This is a genomic window from Pseudonocardia sp. EC080619-01 (assembly GCF_001420995.1).
Taxonomy (GTDB): domain Bacteria; phylum Actinomycetota; class Actinomycetes; order Mycobacteriales; family Pseudonocardiaceae; genus Pseudonocardia.
Genome location: NZ_CP012184.1, coordinates 6089071 through 6115118, shown reverse-complemented (window position 1 = coordinate 6115118; position 26048 = coordinate 6089071). Strand labels below are relative to the sequence as shown.

Below are 26048 nucleotides of genomic sequence, written 5' to 3'. Positions count from 1 at the left end.
GCTGGTCCGAGTCGGGGACTCCGGTCCGAGTCGTCAGTCCTCCAGGTCCGCGAGCGCCCGCTCGGCGTGCGTGACCTCGGCGTCGGCACGCCCGGAGCGGCGTGCGGCGTCGGCGGCGTCGCGTTCCGCGGAACGCAGGGCGCGCTCGGCGTCGGTGACATCGGTGCGGGCCCGGTCGAGGTCCGCGCGCAGCTCGTCGACGCGGCGGTGGGCGTCGTCGCGCCGGGTCGTGGCGGCGTCGGCGCGTTCGCGGGCGTGGTCGCGTTCGCGGGAGGCGTCGTGGGCGGCGAGCCGGGCCCGCTCCACCCGGTCCTCGGCCTCGGCGTGTGCCTGCTCGCGCCGGCGGCGCTCCCGGTCCTCGGCGGCGGCGCGGTCGCGCTCCCGGCGTTCCGCGGAACGCTGCTCGGACGCCCGCTCGTCGATCTCGCGACGCTTCCGGCCGAGCTCGCCGCCGGCACGGGCGCCGGCACCGGCATCGGCTCCCGCAGGTGTCTCCGCCGTGGCGCCGGCCGCGGCCCCCGCCCCGGCACGGTCTCCGGGGTGCTCCCGACCGTCCTCGCTGCCGCTCGAGCCGCTCGAGCCGCCCGAGCCGCCGGAGCCGTCGGAGCCGTCGGAGCCGCCCGGGTCTGCCGGGGCGTGCCGCGACGGTCCACTGCGGCGTTCCGCGGAACGCCCGGAGCGGCGGCCGGCGGCCGTGTCCGGTGCGTCGGCCCGGTCCCGGGGCGCGGCGTGGGAATCGGCGGTGCTGCCCGCGGTGCTGCCCGTTCCTGTGCCGACTGCCCCGGTGCCGCCTGCCCCGGAGCCGCTCGGCGCGGAGCCGGTGGTTCCGGGGTCGGCAGTCTCGAAGCCGAAGGTCCCGAAGCCGCTGTGGCGCTCGGCGCGCACCAGCCGTCCGGCGCGGACCTGCTCGGCCAGCTCCGGATCGGCCAGCGCCGCCTCCAGCACCGCGCGGACGTCGCGCTCCAGCCCGGAGTCGATCCGCTGCCCGGCGTCGCGGCCGAGCCCGGCCGCCCGCCGGGCCAGCCCGCCGACCAGCCGGGACCGCTGCGCCGAGACCCGGCGCAGCTCCGCACCGTCCAGGGAGCGCTGGGCCTCGGCCAGCGGACCGGCCAGCTCCAGCAGACCCGCCACCTCGTCCGGGACGGCGGCGACCAGCAGGTTCGTCAGCCAGGCCGCCCGCGTCGGACGCTTGAACCCCGCGATCTCCTTCGCGGCGGCGCGCTCCCCGGCGGCCCGGGCCTGCGCGACCAGATCGTCGCGGACGGCGACGAAGTCCTCGGGCGCGACCCGGTAGAGCCGGTCCGCGGCGTCGCCGACGTCCACGACCGACTCAGCTCAGGTTCGCGTGCGTACCCACCAGCACCGCGCGGGCGAGGGTGTGGCCGAACAGGTTGAACCCGAGGAACGACGGCGTCGCGGTGGCCGGCACCTCCAGCGACGGGACGTCGACCGCGTGGACGACGAAGTAGTAGCGGTGCGGTCCGTGCCCGGGCGGCGGGGCCGCGCCGAGGAAGCGGCGCAGGCTCGCGTCGTTCGCGAGTTGCACGGCGCCGTCCGGCAGGCCGGAACCCGTGTCGTCGCCCGCGCCGGTCGGCAGCTCCGTGACCGAGGCCGGGATGTCCAGGACGGCCCAGTGCCAGAACCCGGCGCCGGTCGGGGCGTCCGGGTCGAAACAGGTGACCACATAGGAGCGGGTGCCCTCGGGGGCGCCGGACCAGGACAGCTGCGGCGACACGTCCTCACCGCCGGCACCGAAGATGCCGGACAGCTGGGGCGTGGAGAGGGCAGCGCCGTCGTTCACGTCCGTGCTGGTCAGGGTGAACGACTGGACCGGGGGCAGCTCGTCGTAGGGGTTGCGGGGCACGGGGTGGACCTCCTCGTCTCGGATGCATGTGATCGGGTGAATCCTGGCACGGCGCGCCGCTCCGCGGTGCGGTGAGGAACGGGCAGGGTGGTGCGGGTGGAGATGCTGCTGGTGGTCGTCGGCCTGATGCTGGCGGCGGTCGTCCTGGTCGGGGTGGGGGAGCGGCTGCGACTGCCCTGGCCTGCCCTCATGGTCGTCCTCGGCGCCGCCGTCGCGCTGGTCCCGGGTCTGCCCGACGCGTTCGTCGTGGATCCCGAGCTGATCCTGCCGCTGTTCCTGCCGCCGCTGCTGTTCGCGACCGCGCAGCGGACGTCGTGGGCGGTGTTCCGGGCTCGCTGGCGGACGATCGCACTGCTCGCCGTCGCGCTGGTCCTGGTCACCGTCACCGCGGTCGCAGGGACGGTGTGGGTGCTGGTCCCGGGGATCGCGGTGACCGCGGCGATCGCGCTCGGGGCGATGGTGGCGCCGCCCGACCCGGTGGCGGTGGAGGCCGTCGCGGGTCAGACGCCGATCCCGCGCCGGATGATCTCCGTGCTGCAGAGCGAGGGCCTGTTCAACGACGCGACCGCCCTGGTCATCTTCCAGACCGCGGTGCTCGCGACCGTCTCCGGCGACGAACTCAGCCCGCTCGCGCTCGGCACGCGGTTCGTCGCGGGAGCCGTCGCCGCCGTCCTCCTCGGGCTGGCGGTCGCCTGGCTCGCCCGCACCGTGCTCGGCCGTCTCACCGACTCCACCGGCCGCAGCGCGCTGACCCTGGTGCTGCCGTTCGCCACCTACCTGGCCGCCGAGGAGATCCACGCGTCCGGGGTGATCGCCGTCGTCGTGCTCGCCCTGCAGTTGCGCGCCGGGGCGGACGCCGACGAGGCCGCCGAGCGGATCACCCAGTCGTCGCTGTGGAACGTCGTGGAGCTGCTCGTCACCGGCATCGCGTTCGGGCTGATCGGGCTGGACCTGCGCCAGGTCGTCGCGGCCGCCGGGGACGAGCTGCCACGGATGCTCGGGCACGCCGCGCTCGTGTGTCTCGTGGTGGTCGTCGTGCGGACGGTCTGGATGGTCGCCGCCTGGCGGGTCGTGCGCCGCACCGACGACGTCAGCGCCGCGCCGCGCACCGGCCGGGAGGCGGTGCTGCTGGCCTGGTGCGGGATGCGGGGACTCGCGACGCTGGCGCTCGCGCTGTCCCTGCCGACGACGCTGGCCACCGGCGAGCCGTTCCCGTACCGCGCCGAGCTGGTGCTCATCGCCGTGTCGGTGCTGGTGGTGACCCTGCTGGTGCCCGGGTTCACGCTGCCGCTGCTGGTCCGCGCGCTGGGTGTGGACGACGAGGCCGAGGCCGAGGAGCGCGCCGAACGGGAGATCGTCCTGCGGGCCCGGCGGGCCGCGATGGCGACCATGGAGTTCGAGCAGAAGGTCCGTGACCTCCCGGAGGAGGTCGGCGCGCGGATGCGCGACCGGGTCGAGCGTCTGGAGGCGGTGCTGTCCGGGGAGACGCCGTCCGACGAGGAGCGCAAGCAGTTCGCCACCATGAAGGCGGTGCGCGGGCAGATCGCCGACGCGCAGGCCTCGGCCCTGGCCGCGGCCCGGACCGAGGTGCTGGCGGCCCGCCGGGAGCCGGGGGTGGACCCGCACGCCGCCGACCGGGTCCTGCGCCGCCTCGACCTGCGGACCGTGCTGCTCGACTGAGACACCGGCGCGGTGTGGGCCGGCCGGACGTGCCGTCCGGCCCACACCTGCCGCTCGGCCCGGCCGCTCAGCGCAGGACGATCGCCGCGTCCGGTTCGGTGACCCGGAAGGTGAAGGACTCCTCCAGGTAGAGGTGCACCTCGCGGGCGTCGTGGTCGGAGTAGCCGATCGCGACGTCCTGGCCGACGTCGAGGACGAAGTCCCCGCCGCGCTGGGACACGACGAGCGCGCCGTCGAGGCCGGGCGCGCGCAGGATCTGCCCGCCCAGGATCCGGGTCAGGTGGTCGAACAGCGGGTAGCCGCCGTGCTCGGCGGTCTCCGCGATCCGGGTGAAGCCCTCCGGTGCGACGGCCAGCGCGAACGGCCCCTCGATGCCGTTCCGCCGCAGCACGTCCACCGCCCGCGCGACGACGGCCGGGTACCGGTCGGTCTCCTCGCCGAGCCCCAGCGCGTCGTACGGGCTCGACGCGGCGATGCCCTCGATGAGGGCGTCCGGCCAGCCGTGGAACAGCGCCCGGTTCTCGATCTCGGAGGCCTCCCGGGCTGCTCGGGCGAGGTCGTCGAACTCGGGGTCCTGGGCGCCGCGCTCGAGGTCGTCGATCTCGTCACGGGACACCGTGAAGGGCACCCGCACCTCGGCGAGCGGCTGGACCCGGCGCAGCCGCGCCGTCGCGTCGGTGGCCTTCACCCCCGGTGGCGGCCCGGACAGCCGCGTCGAGCGCCCGAGCGCCACCGACGACGCCTCCCAGCCGGCCGTCCCGCCCCAGTCGGCGATCCGGCGTCCGGCGAGCAGCGGGGTGAGGCGCTCGCGGGCCTCGTCGTCGATGGCCTTCCAGGCGGTGACGGGGATCGGGGCCTTGTCGCGGAGGAGGTGGTCCTGGACCGTCACTGCTGCCGTCCCTTCAGGTCGCCGATGCCGAGCCCGGTGGTGGACGGGTCCGGCGGGTCGATGCGGTTCTCGATCTCCTCGACGTAGGCCTCGGGGTCCTTGTCGGAGTTGTCGAGCCCGGCGGGGGTGGGGTGGGCGCCCATGAACTCCTCGAACTGCCGGCCGAGCGACTCGCGCAGGCCGGTGGTGGCGTGCAGCCGGAAGTTCGCGAGGCCCTCGTTCTCCTCCTCGCCCATGTGCTCGTCGTTGGCGCGGCGGGCGTCCCAGACGCCCGCCCACCACTCGGCCGAGCCGACGGGGTTGCGCTCGGCGCGCGCGACCCCGTCGCGGATCTCGTTGTGGTCGCCGATCGCGTCGAGGGTCTCGTCCTCGGGGTCCTCGCCGTGCTGCAGCAGTTGCGGGTAGAAGATCTTCTCCTCGGCGATCGCGTGCACGTCGAGCCGGGCGGCCAGGGGCTCCCAGAGCCGTGTCAGCTCGCGCGTGTCGGTCCCGGCGCGCGCCTGGAGCTCGTCGAGCTCCGCGAACTGCCGCCGGAACCAGGCGTGATCGTCGAGGATCAGCGTCGTGATGTCGGGCACACGGCGAGCCTAGGACCGCGCGGCCCGCCCGGCGCGCCGGGAACGCGCTCAGGTGATGGTGATCCCACCGTCGACGGCGACGGTCTGCCCGGTCAGGTAGCCGCCGGCGTCGGAGGCGAGGAACAGCACGGCCGCGGTCAGCTCCTCGGGGTCGTCCTTGCGGCCCATCGGGATGCGCTCGGCCATCTTCTCCAGGTACCCGGGCTTGTACTGCTCGGTCATCTCGGAGGCGAAGAAACCGGGCGCGATCGCGTTGACCCGGATCTCCCTGCGGCCGGACCACTGCTGCGCGAGGTCCCGGGTCAGGCCGATGACGCCGGCCTTCGACGCCGAGTACGCGGCCTGCGGCAGCCCGGCCGTCGTGAGGCCGAGGATGCTGGAGATGTTGACGATGCTCGACCCCGGCTGCATGTGGGCGGCGCAGGCCTGCGCCATCCAGTAGCTGCCGTTCAGGTTGATGTCGACGACCTGGGAGAACTGCTCGGGGGTCTCCTTCAGCGCGGGCACCGCGGTGCCCACCCCGGCGTTGTTCACCAGCACGTCGAGCCGGCCGAACTCGTCGACGGCGGCCTGGGCGAGGGCCCGGCAGTCGTCGGGTACCGCCACGTCGGTGGCGACGGCGACGGCGCGCCGCCCCGCGGCCTCGACCAGTTTCACGGTGTCGGCCAGCTTGTCGGTGCGCCGGGCGCCGAGCACCAGGTCCGCGCCGGCCTCGGCGAGGCCCTTCGCGAAGGCCACCCCCAGCCCCGACGACGCACCGGTGACGACGGCGACCTTGCCGTCCAGTCGGAATCGCTCCATCACGCTCACGGTCGAGACCCTAACCGGCGCCGGCTCAGCCCTGCTGCTGCGTGGCCGCCAGCTGCGGCACCAGCCGCTCCAGCGCGAACGGAGCCGAGAGCACGCTGTTGTAGGTCATCGCGCCGCGGGTGTCGGCGTCCGGGACGACCATGCGGCCCTGCGCGACGACCGGCACCTGCTGCAGCACCGGGTCGCCGTCGACCTGGGTCTTCGCGGCACCCTCGTCGGCCAGCATCACGAGTGCGTCGCCGTCGAGCAGGCTCGCCTGCTCGGACGACACCTCGACGTAGAAGCTGCCGGTGTCCTGCTCGGCGATCCGCGGCGGCTGGACGAAGCCCAGCCCGGCCATGAACTGGCCGCGGGCGTCGGCGGTGGTGAAGGCGCCGTACTTGCCGTCGAAGGGCAGCACGGTCGCCCCGACCTTCCCCCGGAAGGCGGGGTTGGCGGCGACGGCGTCGGCGAACGCGGCGTCGGCCTGGCGGATCAGCTCCTCGCCGCGCTCGGGCTGCCCGAGCGCGGTCGCGACGGTCCGCATCTGGTCGCTGCGGGGCACACCGAACGCGATCGTCCCCGCCGGGCGGGCGACGACCGGGGCGATGGCGGAGAGCTGCTCGTACATCGGCTGCTCGATGCCCGCGCTGACGGCGATGATCACGTCCGGGGCGAGTGCGGCGATCTGCTCGAGGTTCGGGTCCCCGGTCAGGACGACCGGCGGTTCGCCCTGCACGAGGTCGCGTGCCCACGGGCCGAGGCCGCCGGCCTCCTCGTAGAACGTGTACGTGGCCGTGGCGACCGGCGTGACGCCGAGCGCGAGCACCGGGTCGGCGTCGGTGACACCGAGTGCCACGACGCGCTGCGGCTGCTCGGGGATCTCGGTGCTGCCGTAGACGTGCTCGATCCGGGCCGGGAAGGCGCCGTCGGAGGCAGGGGCGGGCGCGCCGGAGGCGGAGTCCGGGGCGGGGGCGGAGGAGCACGCGGTCAGCAGGCCGAACAGGGCCAGCACCGGAAGCAGCTTGCGAAGCACGTGCCGACATTAGCCGAGCCTCCCCTTACGGGCGAGATGCCCGTTTTCCGTACCGCGTTCGCGCCCGCGTCGATCGCGCCGGTGCGGCCGACGCGGGCGCTCCGGTACTACGCGCGCGGGCGGCGCTTGCGGGCCACGACGGCCCGGTAGAGCAGGGGATCGCGAGAGGTCGCGAGGCGGTGCCGGTAGACGGTGGAGCCCAGCTGTTCGAGCTCCCCGGTCTCCAGCAGTGAGGTGATCAGCCCGGCGAAGCCGGAGGTGTCGGCCTCGGAGAGGAAGTCGTCACGCAACGTGATGGCGACGAATCCGTCCACCGCGACCATGTCCAGCGCCGCCCGGAAGGCCGCGGGCGGGATGTCCCCGAACCCGAGCGCGGCCACACAGGTCAGCGCGTCGAACCCGCCGGAGGCGATGGCCGAGGCCTCGCCGTCGTCCAGCGCCGTGAGGTCGATCACGTGGTAGTCGTCGTAGACACCCGGACGGTCGCGCTCGGCGGCCTCGCGGGCCTCCGGGATGATGTCCACCCCGACGACCTTGCCGATCCCGCGGGTCCGGAGTTCCTCGGCGACGATGCCGTTGCCGGCCCCGACGTCGAGCACCCGCAGGCCCGAGGGGTCGACGTTCTCGCCGGTCAGCTGCTCGGCGAGGAGGTCGCACACCACCGGTGGCGACTGGCACTGCAGGATGTCGTAGAAGAGCTTCTCGTAGAGGCCCGGGATCCGGTACAACGCGTCGTAGTCGTGGAACCGGTACTCGGTCCACCCGTCCCCGTCGTCGAGGACGCAGTACTCCACGTCCTGCTCGAACGAGGCGGTGGGTTCCGGCAGGGCCAGCCGGTAGGAGGGGTGGGAACGCTCGACGGCCATGAAAATCCTTCCTGGTCGGGAACGGACGCTCCGACGTTAGTCGAACCTCGCCGCCGCGTAAGGGGTGAGCAATCCCGCACAGCCGCCTGCCCATTCGCGTGCGCGGGGTGACACGATCGGCTCCGGCGGCGCCCCGGACCCGGGCGGACTCTCGCGTCCGGTGGTGTGCCGCACCGGGATCACCGGCGATAACCCGAGACGCGAGGAGAGACATGACCCAGCAGCAGAGGACCGCCATCGTCACCGGGGGTGCCCGCGGGATCGGCGCGGCCACCGCTATCCGGCTGGCGGCCGACGGGCACAAGGTGGCCGTGCTGGACCTGGAGGAGTCGGCGGCGAAGGCGACCGTCGAGGCGATCGAGGGCGCCGGGGGCACCGCGGCCGCCGTCGGGGCGAACGTGGCCGACGAGGCCGCCGTCGCGGCAGCGGTCGAGACGGTCACCGAGAAGCTCGGTGCCCCGACGATCCTGGTCAACAACGCCGGGATCACCAAGGACAACCTGCTGTTCAAGATGAGCACCGACGACTGGGACGCCGTGATGGGCGTGCACCTGCGCGGCTCGTTCCTGATGACCCGCGCGGTCCAGAAGCACATGGTCGACGCGCAGTGGGGCCGGGTGGTCAACCTGTCGTCGACCTCGGCGCTGGGCAACCGCGGCCAGGCGAACTACTCCACCGCCAAGGCAGGCCTGCAGGGCTTCACCAAGACCCTCGCCATCGAGCTGGGCAAGTTCGGCGTGACCGCGAACTGCATCGCCCCCGGGTTCATCGCCTCCGAGATGACGAAGGCGACCGCGGAGCGGCTCGGCGTGGACTGGGAGGAGTTCAAGTCCGCCCGCGCCAAGGAGATCCCGGTCCAGCGCCCCGGCGCGGTCGAGGACATCGCCCACACCGTGTCGTTCTTCGCCGACGAGCGGTCGTCGTTCGTCAGCGGCCAGATCATCTACGTGGCCGGTGGCCCCAAGGCCTGACCGGGACCCCATGACGACGACGGGGCCGGCCCACCGCGCAGGTGGACCGGCCCCGTCGTCGTCCCGGGTGCGTCCGGATCAGGTGCCGGCCTCCATGGGGACGATCGCCCAGCCCGGGATGTCCTCCTGCCCGGGGACCTCGACCGGTTCGCCGGCGAGGTTCATCAGCAGGACGGAGCCGTCCGGGGCGCGGAACGCGGCGAGCGTGGAGCCCTGGGCGCGGCCGAGCTCGACGGTCCCCTCGCGCAGCTTCGGGACCAGCCAGCGCCAGGCGTCGGTCATCGCCGTCGGCTGCCCGCCGTCCTCCTCGGTGGCGGGGCTCCAGAGCGACGAGTACTCCAGCGAGTCGCTGCCCTCCGGGCCCCACAGCAGCGCGCCCTGGGTGCCGGACCGGGCCATCGACTGCAGGACGGCCAGGGTCGAGACCGCGCTGGCCGGGGTGCCGTAGCCGGCCTGGGCGTCGGCCGGGACGTTCGCGTAGAACTCGGCCCACCAGATCGGCAGCTGGGTCCGCTCCTGGATCCACCGGTCGATGACGGAGAACTTCTCGGCGCCGACGTCGACCGGGGAGATCGCGTCCTGCTGGCCGCGGTTGGTGGTCGAGCCGTCGACGACGATGAAGTCCGCGCCCACGTTGTTGCGCAGCCAGTAGTCGAGGACGTCGAGCGGGCGCTGGTCGAGCGCGCCCCACGGGCCGCGGATGTCGGAGGCGTCCGAGGAGTCCGCCGGCACGCTGCTCATGACGACGTAGGGCCCGCCGACCTGCACGTCCGGCCGGACGGACTTCACGGCCTGGTAGACCTTGTTGTAGAGCTCGGTGTAGCCCTCGTAGTCCCAGCGGTTCTGGTCCTCGTGGTAGAAGCCCTTGAGCTCGTTCCAGACCAGGACGCGGTCGACCTGCGGGTAGCGCTGGACGGCCTCGCGGGCGAGGTTCGCGTAGTCGTCGAAGAACTCCGGCAGGATCTGGCGCTCCAGCTTGTCCCACGCCGTGACCCCGGGCGGGCCGCCCTTCATCCAGTCCGGCCCGCAGCACAGCGTGAGCATCGCCTTGCCGCCGGTCTCCTCGGTGAGCGCCATCCGGCGGTCCAGGGAGCCCCACTCGAACTGGCCGGGGGCGGGCTCCGGGTTCAGCGTGCCGAAGCCCATGAGGTGGTGGTTCTGGTACTCCTGGCCGAGGCTGGACAGGATGTCCGTGCCGCGCTGCCGGGCGGCGGCGGGCTCGGTGTCGTCCAGGCTGTTCTGCGTGTGGGTGACGCCGAGCTCCATCGGACCGGGCTGCGGATCCCACGTCCAGCCGTCGTTCAGGTCGACGGCGCGTGCCGAGGCCTCCAGCCCGGAGGCCGGGGCGGCGCCGGTCGCGTCCTCACCGGTCCCGCCGGAGGTGCACGACGCCAGGGTCAGGACCCCGGCCAGGAGGGCGGCCGGCAGGGACACCCTCCGCGCCCGGCCGGTCGGCCGGGGCCGCCGGGGGGACGTCGTCGGGGAGGGACGGCGCAACACTCGCACGGGTGGGGACCTCACGTTCTGACACGGTCTCGGCTCGTTCACGACCACGGGGCGGGACCGTGTCACCCGATGGTCGCTCCCAGCGTGGCAGCGGGGTCCTGTGATCCACCTGAGAGCGGTGCGCGACCGGTCGTCCACGCGCCGCACCCGGTGTTCGGAGCAGGGTAGGGGCGCGGTTCGGCTGCCGGTTCGTCACCCCCCGTTGCGGGGGTGCAACCGCCCGTCGCGCAGTGTGTGCACGGCGTGCACCCGGTGCAGGACGGCCGGGTCGTGGGTGATCAGCAGCAGGGTGCGACCGGCCGCCGCGACCAGCAGGTCGTCGAGGACGGCGTCGCGGGTGTCCGGGTCCAGGTGGGCCGTGGGCTCGTCGAGCACCAGGACGGCCGGGTCGACGAGCAGCGCCCTGGCGAGCGCGAGCCGGCGCCGCATCCCGCCGGAGAGCCGGGCGCCGTGCGCGCCGACCTCGTCGTCGAGCGCCAGGCCGCCGAGCCCGACCCGGCGCAGGACGCCGGCCAGCTCGTCGTCGGGCGCCGCGGGCCGGGCCAGGCGCAGGTTCTCCCGCACCGTCGAGTCGAACACGTGCGGGTCGGCCGGGACGCCGGAGACGACGACCCGCACCTCGTCCGGCGGACGGGTGGTGAGCTCCTGCCCGCCGAGGGTGACCGAACCGGCGACCGGGTCCAGGAACCGGAACAGCACCGAGGCGAGCGTCGACTTCCCGGAGCCGCTGGCGCCGACCAGCGCGACGTGCTCGCCCTCGGCGACGTCGAGGTCGAGCCGGTCGAGGACGGTGCGGCCCGGTGTCCCGTCCGGGTCCGGGTGGGCGACGACGAGACCGCGGATCCGCAGCCCGCCGCGCCGGGGGAGCGGCTCGGCCCCCGGGGCCCGGTGGGTCACCGCCGGCTCGGCGGACAGCACCGGGACGAGCCGCGCCAGGCCGGCCCGGACGCTCGCGAGCCGGGCCGCGGCGGCCGGTAGCGGCGCCGTGATCTCGAACGCGGCGAGTGCGGTGAGCACGAGGACCGCCATCGGGACGGCGCCGAGGGTGCCGTCCCCGACGGCGGCGACACCGAGCAGCAGCGTCCCCGCGAGGGTGAGCCCGGCGACCAGCGCACCGGACCCGGCGCCCAGCCCCAGCAGGACGGCGTCGCGGCGGGCGGTGTGGGTCAGCTCCGCGTCGGCCCGCTCGACGGCGGCCACGGCCCGGCCGGTGGCGCCGTACGCGAGCAGGTCGGGGGCGCCGTCGAGAAGGTCGACGAGCCCCGCCGACAGCCCGGCGCGGGCCCTGCCGGCGCGGGCGGCAGGCCCCCGGGACAGCGCCGCGGCGAACGCCGGGACGGCGACGCCCGCCAGCAGCAGCCCGGCCGCGAGCAGCGCGCCACCGGGCACGAGCAGCACGGTGGCGAGCAGCACCGCCCCCGAGCCGACGAGGGCGGCGGCCACCACCGGCAGTACACCCCGCACGACGAGGTCCTGGACCGAGTCGGTGTCGGTGACCAGCCGCGACACCAGGTCGCCGGACCGGAACCGGCGGACCGGCTCGGTCGCGGCGAGCCGGGCGTAGACCCGGTTGCGCATGTCGGACAGCGCGCGGAGGGCGGCGTCGTGACCGACCAGCCGCTCCGCGTAGCGGGTGACGCCGCGCCCGACGCCCAGCGCCCGGGTGAGCACGACGGCGACCGACAGCGCCGTCACCGACGGGTGCTGCGCGGCCGTGGCCAGCAGCCACGCGGCCAGCGACAACAGCCCGGCCCCGCAGGCCGTCGCGAGCGCGCCGAGCAGGGCGCCGCCGAGGACACCGCGGGCCTGCGGGCGGAGCACGGACCCGGCGAGCGACCAGGGGCCCCCGGGGGCGCTCGGGGTGCTCATCGGCGGGCCTCGTCCCGCTCGGGGCCGTGGGCCGGGACGGGCCCGGTGATCCGGCCCCGCTCCAGGTGCACGGTGCGGTCGGTGTGCTCGGCCCAGCCGGCGTCGTGCGCGACGACGGCCGCCGTCCGGCCGCGGAGCAGGTCCGCGGCCGCGGAGCGGACGGCCTCGGCCGAGTCCGGGTCGAGGTGCGCGGTGGGCTCGTCGAGCAGGACCAGCGGGGCGTCCCGCAGGAACGCCCTGGCCAGCGCGACCCGCTGCCGTTCCCCGGACGACAGCCGCGCGCCGCCCTCGCCGAGCGGGGTGTCCCAGCCCTGCGGCAGGCCCGCGACGACGGCGTCGAGACCGGACCGGCGGCCCGCCTCGCGTACCGCGGTGTCGGACGCACCGGGCTCGCCGAGCCGCACGTTGTCGGCGACCGACCCGGCGAACAGGTGCGGTTGCTGGGGCACCCAGGCGACAGTGCGCCGCCACGCGTCGAGATCCAGGTCGGCGAGCTCCCGGTCGGCGCAACCCGGGCCGGGCACGCGCACCGTGCCGCCCGTGGGGGCCACGAAGCCGAGCAGCACCCCCAGCAGGGTCGACTTCCCCGACCCGGACGGTCCGCTGAGCAGCACCGACTCCCCGGGGCGCAGCTCCAGTGAGAGACCGGTCAGTGCGTCGGCGGGGGCGCCCGGGTACCGGACGTGGAGCGCGTCGACGGCCAGCGCGCGCCCGGCGGGGGCGGGCGCCGGTGGGGGGAGGGTCCCGCCTGCCGGGCCGGTGGAGGGGCGGTCGAGCTCGTCGAACACCTGCCGGGCGGCGGCGACGCCCTCCAAGCTCGCGTGGAACCGGGCGCCGACCTCGCGCAGCGGCAGGTACGCCTCCGGCGCGAGGATCAGCACGAACAGCGCCGTCGCGTAGTCGAGGTCGCCGTAGAGCAGCCGCAGCCCGACCTCGACGGCGACGAGCGCCACGGCGAGGGTCGCGAGCAGCTCCAGCACGAACGCGGACAGGAACGCCACCCGCAGCGTCCCCATGGTGGCGGTGCGGTGCTGGTCGGTGGTCTCGCGGACCTTCTCGGCGACGACGGTCGCCCGCCGGAACAGCGCCAGCGTCGGGAGGCCCTGCACGACGTCGAGGAAGTGCCCGCCGAGCCGCGACAGCAGCCGCCACTGCCGGTCGGTGCGCGCGCGGGTGTGCATCCCGACCAGCGCCATGAAGACCGGGATCAGCGGCAGCGTCACGCCGATGACGACCGCGGAGATCCAGTCCGCGCCGCCGACGACGACCAGCACGGCCACCGGGACCAGCACCGCGAGGACGAGCTGGGGCAGGTAGCGGGCGAAGTAGTCGTCGAGTGCGTCGAGGCCGCGGGTGGCGAGTGTGACGACCTGCCCGGTGGACCGCGACGGGTCCGGCGGGGCCGCGGCGAGCCTCCGGACCAGCTGCATCCGCAGCTGCGACTTGGCGCGTGCGGCGCTGCGCAGCGCCGCGGACTCCGCCCCGTAGGACAGCAGGGCGCGGGCCAGCGGCACGCCGGCGACCCCCACGACGAGCGGCCACAGCACGTCGAGCCCGGAGCCCGGGCCCAGCGGTGACCCGTCGCCGGTGAAGGCCGGGGTCGCCCCGGCGACGACCCGGGACACCAGCCAGGCCTGCGCCAGGATCAGGCCGGTCGCCGCGACCCCGCAGACGGCCGCGACCAGCAGGTGCACCCGGACGGCGCTCGCGGTCCGGACGAGCCGGGGATCGACCGGCGGGGAGGCGGGAGCGGGCCGGGACACGACGCTCATCGTGGCGCCGGTACCGCCGCGCCGCCAGAGCCGTCGGTCCCGGCGGGCGACACCCGGTCGCCGCCGAGCCGCCTGCGGAACACCCAGTAGCTCCAGCTCTGGTAGAGCAGCACCAGCGGCAGGAACACGACCGCGACCCAGCTCATCACGGTCAGCGTGTACGGCGCGGACGCCGCGTTCGCCACCGTCAGGGTGTGCGCCGGGTCGGTGGTCGAGACCAGCAGCTCCGGGTGGAGCTGCCCGAAGAGGACCACCGACAGCGCCCCGACCGCGGTCGCGGTGGCGGTGAACGCCCAGCCCTCGCGGCCCAGGAGCAGGGCGAGCCCGGCGAGCGCCAGCGCCAGCCCGGACGCCCAGGCCACCGGGGTGGTCCAGGACGGGGCGCGCAGGGCCAGCGTGGCGGTCAGGAACGCGACGGTCACCAGCAGTACCGGGACCACCGCGCGGACCGCGAAGCGGTGGGCCCGGCGGCGGACCGGGCCGTCGGTCTTCAGGGCGAGGAACACCGCGCCGTGCAGCAGGAACAGGGCGGTGGTGACGACGCCGCCGAGCAGCGCGTAGCCGTTGGCGAGGTCGAGCAGCGACGCCGTGACCACGGTGTTCGCGCCGTTCCCCGGCGCCGTCGTGGTCGTCGGCAGTCCGCGTACCAGGTTCGCGAGCACCATCCCCCACACGAAGGCGGGGACCAGCGACCCGATGCCGATGCCGACGTCCCAGCGGAGCTTCCAGGCGTCGTCGTCGCGCTTGTGGCGGTACTCCAGCCCGACCCCGCGCACGATCAGCGCCAGGAGCACCAGCAGGACGGGGACGTACAGGCCGGAGAGGGTGGCCGCGTACCAGGCGGGGAACGCGGCGAACATCGCGCCGACGGCGGCGATCAGCCAGACCTCGTTGCCGTCCCAGACGGGGCCGATGGCGCCGAGCGCGACCTCGCGGTCCTCCTCGTCGCGGCCGAACGCGCGCACCAGCATGCCGACGCCGAAGTCGAACCCCTCGAGCACGAGGTAGCCGGTCCAGAGGACGGCGACGGCCAGGAACCAGATCGTGGGCAGGTCCATGACGCTCTCCTCAGTAGCTGAACGCCGGGTCGCGGCGCTCGCCGGGTGCGGCGGTGGGGCCGTCGGGCTCCGGGGGGTCGGGGTAGGGCATCGCGGCGGCCGGGCCCGCCTTCACGTAGCGGAACAGCAGCCCCACCTCGACGACGGCGAGGACGCCGTAGAGCAGCGTGAACGCGGCCAGCGAGAACGCCACCTGCCCGAGGCTCACCCCGGGCGACACGCTCGCCGCGGTCAGCAGCTCGCCGTGCACGGTCCACGGCTGGCGGCCCATCTCGGTGAGGATCCAGCCGAAGATGTTCCCGGCCAGCGCGGCCGGCAGCGCCGCGACGACGACGCGGTACATCCAGCGGTGCCGGGGCAGTCGTCCGCGGCGGGTCAGCCACAGTCCCGCCGCCGCGACGGCGACGCCGGCCAGCCCGAGCCCCATCATCATGCGGAACGACCAGTAGAGGACCGCGATGTTCGGCCGGTAGTCGCCGGGGCCGTAGAGGGCCTCGTACTGGGCCTGGACGTTCTCGATGCCCTGCACCGGCCCCCAGGGGTCGCCGGTGGCGAGGAAGCTGAGCACGCCCGGGATCTGGACGTTGATGTGGTTGCGGCTGCCCTGGATGTCGCCGACCGCGAACAGCGAGAACCCGGCGGAGCCCTCGGTCTGCCACAGCGCCTCGGCCGAGGCGAGCTTCATCGGCTCGTAGGTCGCGGCGAGCTTGGCCTGGTGGTCCCCGGAGGCGACGACGAGCGCGCCGGCGATCAGGGTGACCAGCAGGCCGGCCCGCAGGCTCTTCCGGAACAGCTCGTGCTCGGAGCCGTGGGGGACCGCGTCACCGGTCCGCGGCCACCGCTCCCGCATCAGCTTCCAGGCGCTCACGGCGGCCACGAACAGCCCGGCGATGACGAACGCCGCGGCGACGACGTGGAAGTACGTCGACCACGCCTGCGGGTTGGCCAGGACGGCGCCGATGTCGGTGAGCCGGGCGCGGCCGGTGGCGGGGTCGACCTCGTAGCCGACCGGGTTCCGCATCCAGGCGTTCGCGGCGAGGATGAAGTACGCCGACAGGTTCGACCCGAGCGCGGCGGCCCAGATGCAGGCCAGGTGGACGCCCTTCCGGAGCCGGTCCCAGCCGAAGATCCAGAGCCCGATGAAGGTCGACTCCAGGAAGAACGCGATCAGCGCCTCCATCGCGAGCGGCGCCCCGAAGACGTCGCCGACGAAGGTCGAGTAGGTGCTCCAGTTCATCCCGAACTGGAACTCCTGCACGATGCCGGTGACCACACCCATCGCGAAGTTGATCAGGAAGAGCTTCCCGAAGAACTTCGTCGCGCGCAGGTACTCGGTCCGGCCCGTGCGGAACCACGCGGTCTGCAGTGAGGCGACGATCACCGACAGGCCGATCGTCAGCGGGACGAACAGGAAGTGGTAGATCGTCGTGATCCCGAACTGCCAGCGTGCCAGGTCGAGCGCGTCCATTCCGGCCCCGTCCTCCGCGAAGTTCTACGTTCAGTAGTAGTTCTACCGTAAGTAGAAGATCGACGGGGGCCGGGGCCGGGGTGGGGCCCGCCACTCAGGACTGCGTGAAGGCTCCGTGCTCGCGGAGGACGTCGAGCACCGGTGGCAGGCCGGCGAACGCGCGCTCGACGTCGGCGGGCCCGGCGACCCGGTGCGCGTTCGCGTCGAGGTAGCCGCGGACCGCCTCGTCGAACCGCTCCGCTCCGACCCGGCGGCGGCCCTCCAGCAGGGCGGCGGCGCCCTGGTCGTAGACGCCGGTGACGTAGCCGTCGAACCCGCCGCGGCGGTCCCACACCCGCATCGGGTCGCCGATCCGCCCGTCCGACCCGGCCGAGTACTTGTCGAGGCGGTAGTAGTCGAACTGGTCGGAGACGATCGCCTGGGCCCAGGTCGCGAACGACTCGTCGAGCCACGGGTCGCGGGCCTGGTCGTTGCCGACCAGCGCGTAGAACCACATGTGCGCGAGCTCGTGGGCCACCAGCGACGGGCGGGTGCCGTTCGAGACGTCCCCGAACTGGACGTGCGTCGGGAACTCGACGCCGTCGCTCTGGGTGGGGACGATCGTCACCCACAGGTCCGGATACGGGTGCGGGCCAAGGAGCTGTTCGAGCCGGGTCAGGTTGTCGGCGACGCTCTCCGACCAGTCCGAGGCGGACCCGCGGAGATCGCCACCCTGCTCGCTGCCGCCGCTCTCACCGTCACCGGCGCCGGCGCGGCCGGCCGCCGGGAGCGCGACGTGCACCCGGGTGCCGCCGACCGTCGTCTCGGTGATCCGGTAGGCGCCCACCGCGATCGCGACGTCGCGGATCGCGTCGGCGGTGAAGGTGCGGGTCGTGCGGCCCGGGGCCGCCGGGCTGCTCCCGGTCGGGGTGCCGACGCCCGCGACCTGCTGGTCGTCGCCCGAGGTGACGGCCAGCGAGTTCAGCCGGACGTCCTCCGACACGACCGTCTCGCCGGAGATGTCCAGTGCCGGCTCGCGCACCCAGCCGCGGCCCCGGACGTGGTCGAGCACCGGCAGCGGGCTGCCGAGCCAGGCCGTCCCGGCGCTCGGCGAGTACCCGATCCGCTCGGCGGAGTCCGCGCCGAGCGTGAGCCGGAAGCCGAGATCGGCCGTCACCGGGGTGCCCGCCTCGGCGCACGACGGCAGCGGCAGCTCGACCAGGGTGCCGGGCGCACCGTCCGGGGCGCCCGCCTGCTCGACCCGCGGGGTGACCGGCGTCCCGCCGACCGACGCCCGGGTGACCTCCGACGACGTGCCGTCCTCGGAGGCGGTCGGCCGGTTCGCCCAGAGCCGGAACACCAGCTCGCAGACCCGGGTGTCCGGGGTGAAGCGGACGGTCTGGGTGCCGGTCGCCGACGACAGGTCGGGTGCCATGTCCAGGGTGGCGTCGACGACCGGACGGTCGGGCGCCGGGGCCGCCCGGTCGGTGTCCGGGACACCGGCCGCGCAGCCGCCGACGACCGCCAGGACGACCGCCACCCCGGCGAGACCGCGGTACCGCCGGGTGAGGTCGATCATGGACGCGAGGCTACCGGCGGTCGCGGCCCGCAGCGATCGGCGAGCGCGGCGCACCGGCGGGTGCCACCCGATCGCGGGTACGGGCCCGGACCCGGTCGCGCACGGCGTGCGCGGGTGCGGAGACCAGCGTCTCCAGCGGCCCGCGGCCGACCGCGCGGCGCCACGCCGTCCCGGCGGCCAGGGCGACGCCGATCTGCCACAGGTAGCCCTCGACCGGGTCGAACACGTCCAGCGGGGAGTTCATGAACAGGATCGAGGCGACGTAGAAGGTCAGCGTCATCGACCCGGCCGCGGCGAGCGGGCGGACGAGGACGCCGGCGACCGGTGCGACCACCCGGTGCGTGGCACCCGCGAGCAGCAGCGCCGCCCCCAGTACCGCGAGCGCGGAGCCCGCGGTCTGCAGCACGTCCAGCGGCGTGCCGGAGTGCGGGGCGACCGTCGCCAGCCACCACCAGGTGGTGGTGGGGGTGACGCCGTCGGGGTAGCCGGCGACGGCGTCGGCGATCGTCGGGGCGGACGCCGGCAGCGCGGGCGGGCTCGCCGCGGCGATGGCGGCGTACCCGCCGCCCGGGCCGAGCAGCCACATCGACGTCACGGTCGCGACGACGGCGACGGCGGTGCCCCCGCCGAGCAGCGCGAGCGCCGTGCGCGGCGACGACAGCCGCAGCCGCCCGACGACGATCCCCACCGCCATGTACGACACCCACAGCACCGCGGGGTAGGCCCCGGTCACGGCCAGCTCGGACAGCACCCCGCCCGGGTCGGTGACGATCTCGACGAGCGACGGGTTCGCCAGCGACGGATCGGGAAGCGCAGGCCGCACCAGGTGCGACAGCACCGGCACCCCGGCACAGAGCAGCACCGCGAGCGGCGCGAGCACCCGCGTCGGGACGGCGACCAGCGGGATCGCCAGCAGGAACGCCACCGCGTAGTACGGCAGGATCAGCGCGGCGATCGTCGGGTCGGTCCAGCTCAGCGCCAGCCCGACCAGCATCAGCATCCCCGCGCGGGTGGCGAGCGACGCCGCGGCCGCCGCCAGGTCCGGTCCGGGTCGGACCCGGGCCCGCGCGGTCAGGAACGCGAACGACACCCCCGCGAGCAGTGCGAACAACGCCGCGGACCGGCCGCCGAAGATCAGGTAGCTGGGGGTGGGGACGCCGTCGTCGGTGGTCTCGACGAGAGCGTGCACCGCGACGATCCCCAGCAGCGCGACACCACGGGCGGCGTCGACGCCGATCAGCCGGTTCCCGGACCGGTTCCCGTCCGGTGCCCGGTCCGGTCGCGGCCGTGGGGCGGGGACCGCGCGCTGCTCCGGCAGCCGGACCGGCTGCAGTGCCGGGACGGTCCGTTCGGCGTCGGGGGTCGGTCGGGTCACGCCATCACCTCGTCGATCAGTTGCAGGCCGAGGTCGCGCGCGTCGGTGCGGGGGAGCCCGGCGTCGTCGAACCAGTCGGGCCCCGCCTCGGGGTGCGGGCCGACGACGCCGACCCGGCCGGCGCCGAACGGCGTCACGGCGGCGGCGACCTCGTGGTCGGGGTAGCGGGCCAGCACGGTGCCGCCGGCGTCCGCGTCGAGCAGGAAGCGGGGCCCGTCCTGGAAGTAGAGCGCCCGGTCGCGGCCGCGCCAGTCGACCCGGACGACGGCGTCGCCGTCGTGGCCGACGGTGGCGCCGGGCCGGCCGATCCACCGGTCGGTGTCCCCGGGCAGCAGCCCGAAGCCCGGTGTCGCCCCGGCCAGGTACGCGCCGAGGCAGAAGCCCAGGTAGCGGCCCCCGCCCGCGACGAACTTGCGGACCGGGCCGCGGGCGCTGCGCATCCGGCGCCAGGCCGCGTCGAGCGTCCCGCCGCCGGGCTGGGCGTACAGGGCGGCGCCGGCCAGGGTCTCCGCGGTCAGGGGGAGGTCCTCGCGGCGGCCGACGAACCGGACGTCGAACCCGTGCCGGGACGACGCCAGCAGCGCCGCCACCGACTCCGGGCAGCCGGGCACGCTCGCCCGGCCGCGGTAGACCAGCGCGAGGGGCCGGTCACCGGAGGGCCGCCGTGGGCCGCCGACCAGGTCGCGCAGCCTCACCGCGGGTCCGGCCCGGGGCGGTCGCCCGCCGGTCCCGGCGACGGCCGGGAGGCCTCCTGCGCGGGGCCCCGGCGGTGCCGGCCCTGCCCGGCACCGGGACGCCGCGGACCGGGCGCCGCCGGCGGGGCGGGCCGGGAGGCCGGGGCCGGAGGGCCGGACCGGCTCGCGTGCCGTGGAGCCGGGACCGGGACCCGCTGCGGCCCCGGACCGGACGTTGCGGGGACGACGGGCGCCTGCCGGGCCGTCGCCTCCACGGGTGCCTCCGCGGGTGCCTCCTCGGGCCGGCGCGCGGCCGGGACGGCCGGGGCCCGGCGCACGGTGTCGCCACCCGACCGCCGCGGCGCCGACCGGGCCGCCTGCACCGAACGGAGCCGCACCGTGCGGCCCGGGTCGGGTGCCCCGCCGACCCGCGCGAGCGCGGTCGTCCGCTCCGGGTCGGCGTGGTCGGTGACGGGGGCGATCCGGGTGGTCCGCTCCGGGTCCGGCGCCGGGAGGGCGGGGAGCGGCTCCGCCGGCGCGTCGAGCACGGCCTGCGCGGTGATGCCGCGCCAGCGCGTGCCGTCGGGCAGGTGCTCGCCCTTCATCACCAGCGACAGCGGGTCCAGCCGGGTCCCGGCGCCGACGACGGCGTCGTAGAGCACGATCGCGCGGTCGCCGACCGAGGCGCCGGGGCCGACGGTGACCGTCGACATCTTCATGACCCGGTCCTCGAACAGGTGGGTCTGCAGGGAGACGTCCCGGCCGACCACGGCGTCGTCGCCGATCACCACGAGGTCGAACTCGGTGAGGTAGGTGGTCGACACGCACGTCCGCCGCCCGATCCGGGCGCCGAGCAGCCGCAGCATCGGGGGCAGCAGCGGGGTCCCGGACAGCATCGTCAGCAGCCCGGGGACCGCGGACGCCTCGTAGAGGCCGGTGACGAACTCCGAGCGGCGCACGAACCGGCTCCACAGCGGTTCCCGGCGCGGCCGGTAGGTGCCGACGACCAGCCACTTCACGGCCGCGACCAGCAGCACCAGCAGCAGCGCGGTGCCGAGCGCGAGAGCGGGCGCCGCGAGCACCACCGCCCACGCCGGGGCGGTCCGTGCGACGTCGGACAGGCCCTGCAGGAACAGGTAGAGCGACACGGAGATCGCCGACGCGGGCAGCGTGGCACGCAGGAACTCGATCCCGAGCCGCTCCGCGACCCGCCGCCGCGACGGCGCGAACGTCATGCTCTCGGGGTGGTCGCCGGAGTCCTGCCGGACCGGTAGGTGCATCGCGGGGGACCCGAGCCAGGTGGTGTCACGCGGGACGCCGGACGTCGGCGGCACCGTGGCGACCCCGACCAGCGACTCGTCGCCCAGTTCCGACCCGGCCGGGACGACGGCGGCGTTCCCGACGAACGCCCGCCGGCCCACCAGCGTCGGACGGCGGACCATCCAGCCGTTGTGGAAGGTGGCGCTGCCGACGCTGGCCATGTCGGCGACGAACGAGCCCTGCGCGATCGTGAGCATCTCGGGGTCGATGTGCGATGCCGTGGAGACCTCGGCGCCGCGCTCGATCCGGGCGCCGAGCAGCCGCAGCCAGCCGACCGTGTAGAGCGTGGAGTACAGCGAGTTGGTGTAGGCCAGGCTCATCTCGAGCAGCTTGTCGCCGAACCACTTGCGCAGTCCCAGCGCGGACCGCGCGGGGAACACGCCCGGCCCGGTGCGGGGCCGGACGATCCGGCGGCCGAGCGCGACGAGCACGCAGACGGTCACCACGAACACCGGGCCGACGGCGACCGCGACGGCCAGCGCGGGGCCGTCGCCGAAGAACAGCAGCGACGTCCACACCAGCAGCACCGCCGGGACGAGCGACGCCAGCGCGACCAGTTCGAGGGCGGCGACACCGGCGGCCGCGGCGGCCATCTGCGCCCGGGTCCACGCCGGTGCGGGCCCGCGCTCGGACAGCTCGGCGACGGCGGCGTCGGCCGCGTCCGGCGCCGAGGGCGACCCGGCCCAGTGCTCGCCGGGCGGGACCAGCTGGTCGGCCGCCACCGCCGACTGCTCGCCCAGGACGGCGTCGGCACCGATGACCGCGCCCGGTTCGACGACCGAGCCGGCCCCGACGTGGGCGCCCTCGCCGATCATGATCGGGGCGACGGTGATCCAGCCGTCCGCGGCCGTCCACGGGCGCAGCGCCGCGCTGTGCCCGACGGTGGCGCCGTGGCCGAGGTGCAGCATCCGCGGCAGCGACAGCACCGAGCTGCCCAGGTGGACGTCGCGGCCCGCGCGGGCCCCGAGCATCCGCAGGTAGCCGGGCGCGAGCGGGCCACCGGAGAGCACCGGCAGCGGGGACATCGACAGCAGCAGGTCCGCCGCCCACAACCGCAGGTGCACCCGCCCCCACATCGGGTAGCGCCCGGGACGGACGCCCGCGCTCAGCGCCCGCACCGCGAGCGGCGCCAGCAGCCAGCGCTGCAGCAGGAAGACCGCGGTGGCGCCGAGCGCGAGCTGGGCCAGCACGTCCGGGGCGACGCGGCCGCCGTGCCAGGCGTAGACCCCGGCGGCCGGCAGCGTCATCACCAGCATGAGCACGAACAGGGACCCGGCCTGCGCGGCACCGGCGGCGGAGTAGCGGCGCCGCGAGTGCCGCAGCGGCTCCGGGCGCGGCGGCGGCGGGACCGAGCCGGGCGTGCCCCCGGTGCCGGTGCCGGCGTCCGGGTCGAGCGCGGCGGCCAGCGCGCGGGCGTCCGGGTTCTCGTAGAGGTCGCGCACGGCCGGGCTGCGCCCGACGCCGCGCTCCCGCAGCAGGGTGACGACGCGGGCGGCGAGGAGCGAGTGGCCGCCGAGCTCGTCGAAGAAGTCGGCGGTGACCGAGACCAGGTGCGGTTCCAGCGACAGCGCCTCGGCGAGCACCGACCGGACCCGGGTCTCCAGCTCCGTCGCGGGGTCGACCACCGGCCCGTCCGTCACGACGATCCGCGGCCCGGACGGTGCGGGCAGCTTCGGCCGGTCGACCTTGCCGCTGGGCATCATCGGCAGCCGGTCGAGCACCTCCAGGTACCCGGGGACCATGTACTCGGGCAGCCGGGTCCGGAGCAGCTCGTGCAGGGCTGCTCGGTCCACCGGCCCGCCCGGCCCGGCCGCGGGCACGACGTGGACGACGAGCTCCTCGCCGGTGCCGTCCCCGGGCTTCGTCAGGGCCGCGACGGCGCTCTCGACGTCGGCGCGCTCCAGGGCGACGCTCTCGATCTCGCCGAGGTCCACCCGGTGGCCGCGGATCTTGACCTCGTCGTCGGCCCGGCCCAGGTAGACGATCTCGCCGTGGTCGTCGATGCGGCCGAGGTCGCCGGTGCGGTAGAGGCGGCCGTCGCCGTTCGGCGGTGCCGCGGGGTGCCGGACGAACCGGTCGGCGGTCTTCTCCGGCAGGTTCACGTACCCGACGGCGACGCCCGGTCCGCCGATGCAGATCTCGCCGACCTCGCCGCGGGGGACCTCGCGCAGGGCGTCGTCGAGGATCACCACCGAGTAGGTGGGCACCGGTCGGCCGATGGTGACCGCGCGGCCGGGCACCAGCTCGCCCCAGGTCGCGGTGACGGTCGCCTCGGTCGGGCCGTAGGTGTTGAGCATCCGGCGGCCCGGCCGCGCCCAGCGCTCGACCAGCCCGGCCGGGCACGCCTCGCCACCGACGAGCAGGGTCCGCAGCGCGGGCAGCTCGCGCGGGATCGTGGCGAGCAGCGTGGGGACGCAGCACATCACGGTGACGCCGGTGTCGGCGAGGAAGTCGCCCAGCTCGGCGCCGATCCGGCGGGAGTCGGTGGGCCCCACGACGAGGGTCGCGCCGGCGGCGAAGGTCGTCCAGATCTCCTCGATGGAGAAGTCGAACGAGATCGTCATGCCCTGGTAGACGCGGTCGTGCGGGCGGACGTCGTACACCTGGGTGATGACGTGCACGAAGTTGCAGATGCTGGGGTGCGCGACGGCGACGCCCTTGGGGCGGCCGCTGGAGCCCGAGGTGTAGATGATGTACGCGAGCGGGTCCGCGCCGGGCCGGACGGGCTCGAGCGGGTGCCGCGGCAGCGCGGCGACCTCGGCGGCGCACAGGTCCAGCGGCACGACCCGGTCGCGGGGCAGCTCCTCGGCGAGGTCCGAGGTGGTGACGAGCAGGTCGAGCCCGGCGTCGTCACGGATGTAGACGACCCGGTCGGCGGGCGCGGCCGGGTCGATCGGCACGAACGCCGCACCGGTCTTCAGCACGGCGAGGAGCACCGCGTAGGTCCGCCAGCTGCGGTGCAGCAGGATCCCGACCCGGCGCCCCGGCCCGGCACCCCGCGCCAGGTACCGGGCGAGCTGCGCCGCACGGGCGTCGAGCTCGGCGTAGGTCAGCTCCAGGGCGCCGTCCTGGAGGGCGACGGCGTCGGGGCGGCGGGCCACCGACGCCTCGAAGAAGCGGTGCAGCCGATCGGGGTGGGGCGGTCCGGCCGGAGCCGGGCGTGTCTCGGTGCCCGCCCGGGGCGGGGACAACGTCAAGGTCATTCTCCTTGGGGGAGCTGCTGGGGAGCGCTCCGGTCACGAGGCCGTGGTGCTCCCGGTACGTCGGTCCGGAAACCCGATCGTGTTACGCCGACAGCGTTCGAGGTGACCTATCTCAATCACGTTGCGTGAGCATGGGGAGCGGTCTGCCCGCTGTGTGGGTGCCGCCGGTCGGCTACCCGGGGGAGTGCCAGGTCCGGGACGGATCAGCTGCCGGTGGGGCCGAACTGCTCGATCCGGATCGCGTCGTCGGGCACGCCGGCCTCGGCCAGCAGCGCCGCGGCGGCGTCGGCGAACGCGGGGGAGCCGCACACGTAGGCGGTCTCCCCGCCGCGGACGAGCGGTGCGACGTCGTCGAGTACGAGCCGGCCCGCCGGGCGGGCCGAACCGTCCGGCGCGGTGCGGGTGAACACCGGCGTCACCTGCGGCACGTGGAGTTCGTCGCCGTAGTAGAGGTCGCTCGGGGTCCGCACGGACAGGATCATCCGCACCAGGTCGGGACGTCCGGCGGCGCGGGCGTGCCGCAGCATCGCGGTGAGCGGGACCTGCCCGGACCCGCCGCCGACCAGCAGCGCGGGGGAGTCCCCGGTCCAGGCGAACCAGCCGCCGACGGGGCCGCGCACCTCCAGCACGTCCCCGGGGACGACGACGTCGTGCAGGAACTCCGAGACCTCGCCGTCGTCGAGGCGCTCGACGGTCAGGTCGATCTCGGGGCGCCCGTCCGGGGCGGAGGCGACCGAGTACGACCGCTGGGCGGTGTAGCCGTCCTCGGCGGTGAGCCGCAGGACGTAGTACTGGCCCGGCAGGTGGTGGGCGGGCTCCTCCAGGCCGAGGGTGAAGGTCCGGACCGCCGGGGCCTCGTCCCGGATCCCCAGGACGGTGGCGGCCTGCCAGCGCAGGGTGCGGCGCGGTGTCGTCGGGCGGGTGCCCGGGTCCGTGCTCATCGGTGCCCTCAGTCCCCCTGGAACCGCTGCTCGCGCCACGGGTCGCCGCGGTCGTGGTAGCCGTTGCGCTCCCAGAACCCCGGCTCGTCCTCGGCGAGCACCCGCAGCCCCGCCACCCACTTGACGCTCTTCCAGAAGTACAGGTGCGGGACCAGCAGCCGGGCCGGGCCGCCGTGCTCCCGGGTCAGGGGCCCGCCCTGGGCGTCGAACGCCAGCCACGCCCGCCCGCCGGTGACGTCGGCCAGCGGCAGGTTGGTCGTGTAGCCGGAGTGCGAGTGCGCGACGACGAACCGGGCCCGCGGCAGCGGGCCCGCCGCCTCGAGCAGGTCGTCGACCGGGATGCCCGACCAGCGCATCCCGAACTTGCTCCACGTCGTGACGCAGTGGATGTCGCCGTCCCACCGTTCCCGGGGCAGCGCGCCGATCTCGTCCCAGGTCCACTCGACCTCGCGCTCGACGAGCCCCTCGATCCGGAACGTCCACCGGTCGGTGTCGAGGTGCGGCGCCCGCTCGGCGGTGAGCACCGGCCACTGGTCACCGGCGTCGTACTGGCCGGGCGGCAGCCGGGAGTCGCGGGGGCGGCGGCCGACGAAGCCACGGGTCACACGGGGCATGACGACGACAATGCACC

The 26048-nt window shown here is 75.2% G+C and carries 20 protein-coding genes; 2 read left to right on the top strand and 18 right to left on the bottom strand.

Annotated features, from left to right (window positions below):
- Positions 1-33 precede the first annotated feature (33 nt).
- The gene (locus AD017_RS28090) at positions 34-1323 is read right to left on the bottom strand and encodes a hypothetical protein (RefSeq protein ID WP_060576127.1); all 1290 of its coding nucleotides are present in this window, start codon (positions 1321-1323) and stop codon (positions 34-36) included.
- A gap of 7 nt (positions 1324-1330) precedes the next feature.
- On the bottom strand, positions 1331-1864 hold the full coding sequence (locus tag AD017_RS28085; RefSeq protein ID WP_060576126.1) for a YbhB/YbcL family Raf kinase inhibitor-like protein: 534 nt from the start codon (positions 1862-1864) through the stop codon (positions 1331-1333).
- Positions 1865-1951: 87 nt separating this feature from the next.
- On the opposite strand from AD017_RS28085, the gene AD017_RS28080 reads away from it, so the two are divergent.
- Complete coding sequence (locus tag AD017_RS28080; protein WP_010240681.1) at positions 1952-3544, top strand: Na+/H+ antiporter; 1593 nt, start codon at positions 1952-1954, stop codon at positions 3542-3544.
- A gap of 67 nt (positions 3545-3611) precedes the next feature.
- On the opposite strand, the gene AD017_RS28075 is transcribed toward AD017_RS28080, so the two are convergent.
- From AD017_RS28075 to AD017_RS28055, 5 genes are all read right to left on the bottom strand, one after another.
- Complete coding sequence (locus AD017_RS28075; RefSeq protein WP_060576125.1) at positions 3612-4433, bottom strand: family 1 encapsulin nanocompartment shell protein; 822 nt, start codon at positions 4431-4433, stop codon at positions 3612-3614.
- Positions 4430-5011 carry a hemerythrin domain-containing protein gene (locus AD017_RS28070; protein ID WP_010240685.1) on the bottom strand — a complete coding sequence of 194 codons (582 nt, stop codon included), beginning with the start codon at positions 5009-5011 and terminating at the stop codon, positions 4430-4432. The genes AD017_RS28075 and AD017_RS28070 overlap by 4 nt, the downstream gene beginning before the upstream one ends.
- A 48-nt stretch (positions 5012-5059) precedes the next feature.
- On the bottom strand, positions 5060-5821 hold the full coding sequence (locus AD017_RS28065; RefSeq protein ID WP_060576124.1) for an SDR family NAD(P)-dependent oxidoreductase: 762 nt from the start codon (positions 5819-5821) through the stop codon (positions 5060-5062).
- A 25-nt stretch (positions 5822-5846) separates the two neighbouring features.
- Positions 5847-6836, bottom strand: coding sequence for an iron-siderophore ABC transporter substrate-binding protein (locus AD017_RS28060; protein WP_060576123.1), 990 nt, complete (start codon positions 6834-6836; stop codon positions 5847-5849).
- A 107-nt stretch (positions 6837-6943) separates the two neighbouring features.
- Complete coding sequence (locus AD017_RS28055) at positions 6944-7702, bottom strand: class I SAM-dependent methyltransferase (protein WP_060576122.1); 759 nt, start codon at positions 7700-7702, stop codon at positions 6944-6946.
- A gap of 212 nt (positions 7703-7914) precedes the next feature.
- Here AD017_RS28055 and fabG point away from each other — a divergent pair, with 212 nt between their 5' ends.
- The gene (fabG, locus tag AD017_RS28050) at positions 7915-8673 is read left to right on the top strand and encodes a 3-oxoacyl-ACP reductase FabG (protein WP_060576121.1); all 759 of its coding nucleotides are present in this window, start codon (positions 7915-7917) and stop codon (positions 8671-8673) included.
- 78 nt (positions 8674-8751) lie between these two features.
- Here fabG and AD017_RS28045 read toward each other — a convergent pair whose 3' ends face one another.
- From AD017_RS28045 to AD017_RS27995, 11 genes are all read right to left on the bottom strand, one after another.
- A complete protein-coding gene (locus tag AD017_RS28045; RefSeq protein WP_010240695.1) occupies positions 8752-10107 on the bottom strand; it encodes a hypothetical protein in 1356 nt (451 codons plus the stop codon).
- A 264-nt stretch (positions 10108-10371) separates the two neighbouring features.
- Positions 10372-12048 carry a thiol reductant ABC exporter subunit CydC gene (gene cydC, locus AD017_RS28040; RefSeq protein ID WP_060576120.1) on the bottom strand — a complete coding sequence of 559 codons (1677 nt, stop codon included), beginning with the start codon at positions 12046-12048 and terminating at the stop codon, positions 10372-10374.
- The gene (gene cydD, locus AD017_RS28035) at positions 12045-13820 is read right to left on the bottom strand and encodes a thiol reductant ABC exporter subunit CydD (RefSeq protein WP_060576119.1); all 1776 of its coding nucleotides are present in this window, start codon (positions 13818-13820) and stop codon (positions 12045-12047) included. The genes cydC and cydD overlap by 4 nt, the downstream gene beginning before the upstream one ends.
- Entirely contained in the window at positions 13817-14878 is a 1062-nt protein-coding gene (gene cydB / locus AD017_RS28030; RefSeq protein ID WP_060576118.1) for a cytochrome d ubiquinol oxidase subunit II, read from the bottom strand. The genes cydD and cydB overlap by 4 nt, the downstream gene beginning before the upstream one ends.
- Before the next feature lie 10 nt (positions 14879-14888).
- A complete protein-coding gene (locus AD017_RS28025; RefSeq protein WP_010224871.1) occupies positions 14889-16346 on the bottom strand; it encodes a cytochrome ubiquinol oxidase subunit I in 1458 nt (485 codons plus the stop codon).
- 94 nt (positions 16347-16440) lie between these two features.
- The gene (locus AD017_RS28020; protein ID WP_145982584.1) at positions 16441-17904 is read right to left on the bottom strand and encodes a M1 family metallopeptidase; all 1464 of its coding nucleotides are present in this window, start codon (positions 17902-17904) and stop codon (positions 16441-16443) included.
- 10 nt (positions 17905-17914) lie between these two features.
- Positions 17915-19279 carry a heparan-alpha-glucosaminide N-acetyltransferase domain-containing protein gene (locus AD017_RS28015; protein WP_060576116.1) on the bottom strand — a complete coding sequence of 455 codons (1365 nt, stop codon included), beginning with the start codon at positions 19277-19279 and terminating at the stop codon, positions 17915-17917.
- Positions 19276-19974, bottom strand: coding sequence for a BPL-N domain-containing protein (locus tag AD017_RS28010; protein ID WP_227012619.1), 699 nt, complete (start codon positions 19972-19974; stop codon positions 19276-19278). The genes AD017_RS28015 and AD017_RS28010 overlap by 4 nt, the downstream gene beginning before the upstream one ends.
- Positions 19971-24470, bottom strand: coding sequence for a Pls/PosA family non-ribosomal peptide synthetase (locus AD017_RS28005; protein ID WP_227012618.1), 4500 nt, complete (start codon positions 24468-24470; stop codon positions 19971-19973). Before AD017_RS28005 ends, AD017_RS28010 begins: the two co-directional genes overlap by 4 nt.
- A gap of 209 nt (positions 24471-24679) precedes the next feature.
- Positions 24680-25417 carry an FAD-binding oxidoreductase gene (locus AD017_RS28000; RefSeq protein ID WP_060576115.1) on the bottom strand — a complete coding sequence of 246 codons (738 nt, stop codon included), beginning with the start codon at positions 25415-25417 and terminating at the stop codon, positions 24680-24682.
- Positions 25418-25425: 8 nt separating this feature from the next.
- The gene (locus AD017_RS27995) at positions 25426-26031 is read right to left on the bottom strand and encodes a sulfite oxidase-like oxidoreductase (RefSeq protein ID WP_029239249.1); all 606 of its coding nucleotides are present in this window, start codon (positions 26029-26031) and stop codon (positions 25426-25428) included.
- Positions 26032-26048 lie beyond the last annotated feature (17 nt).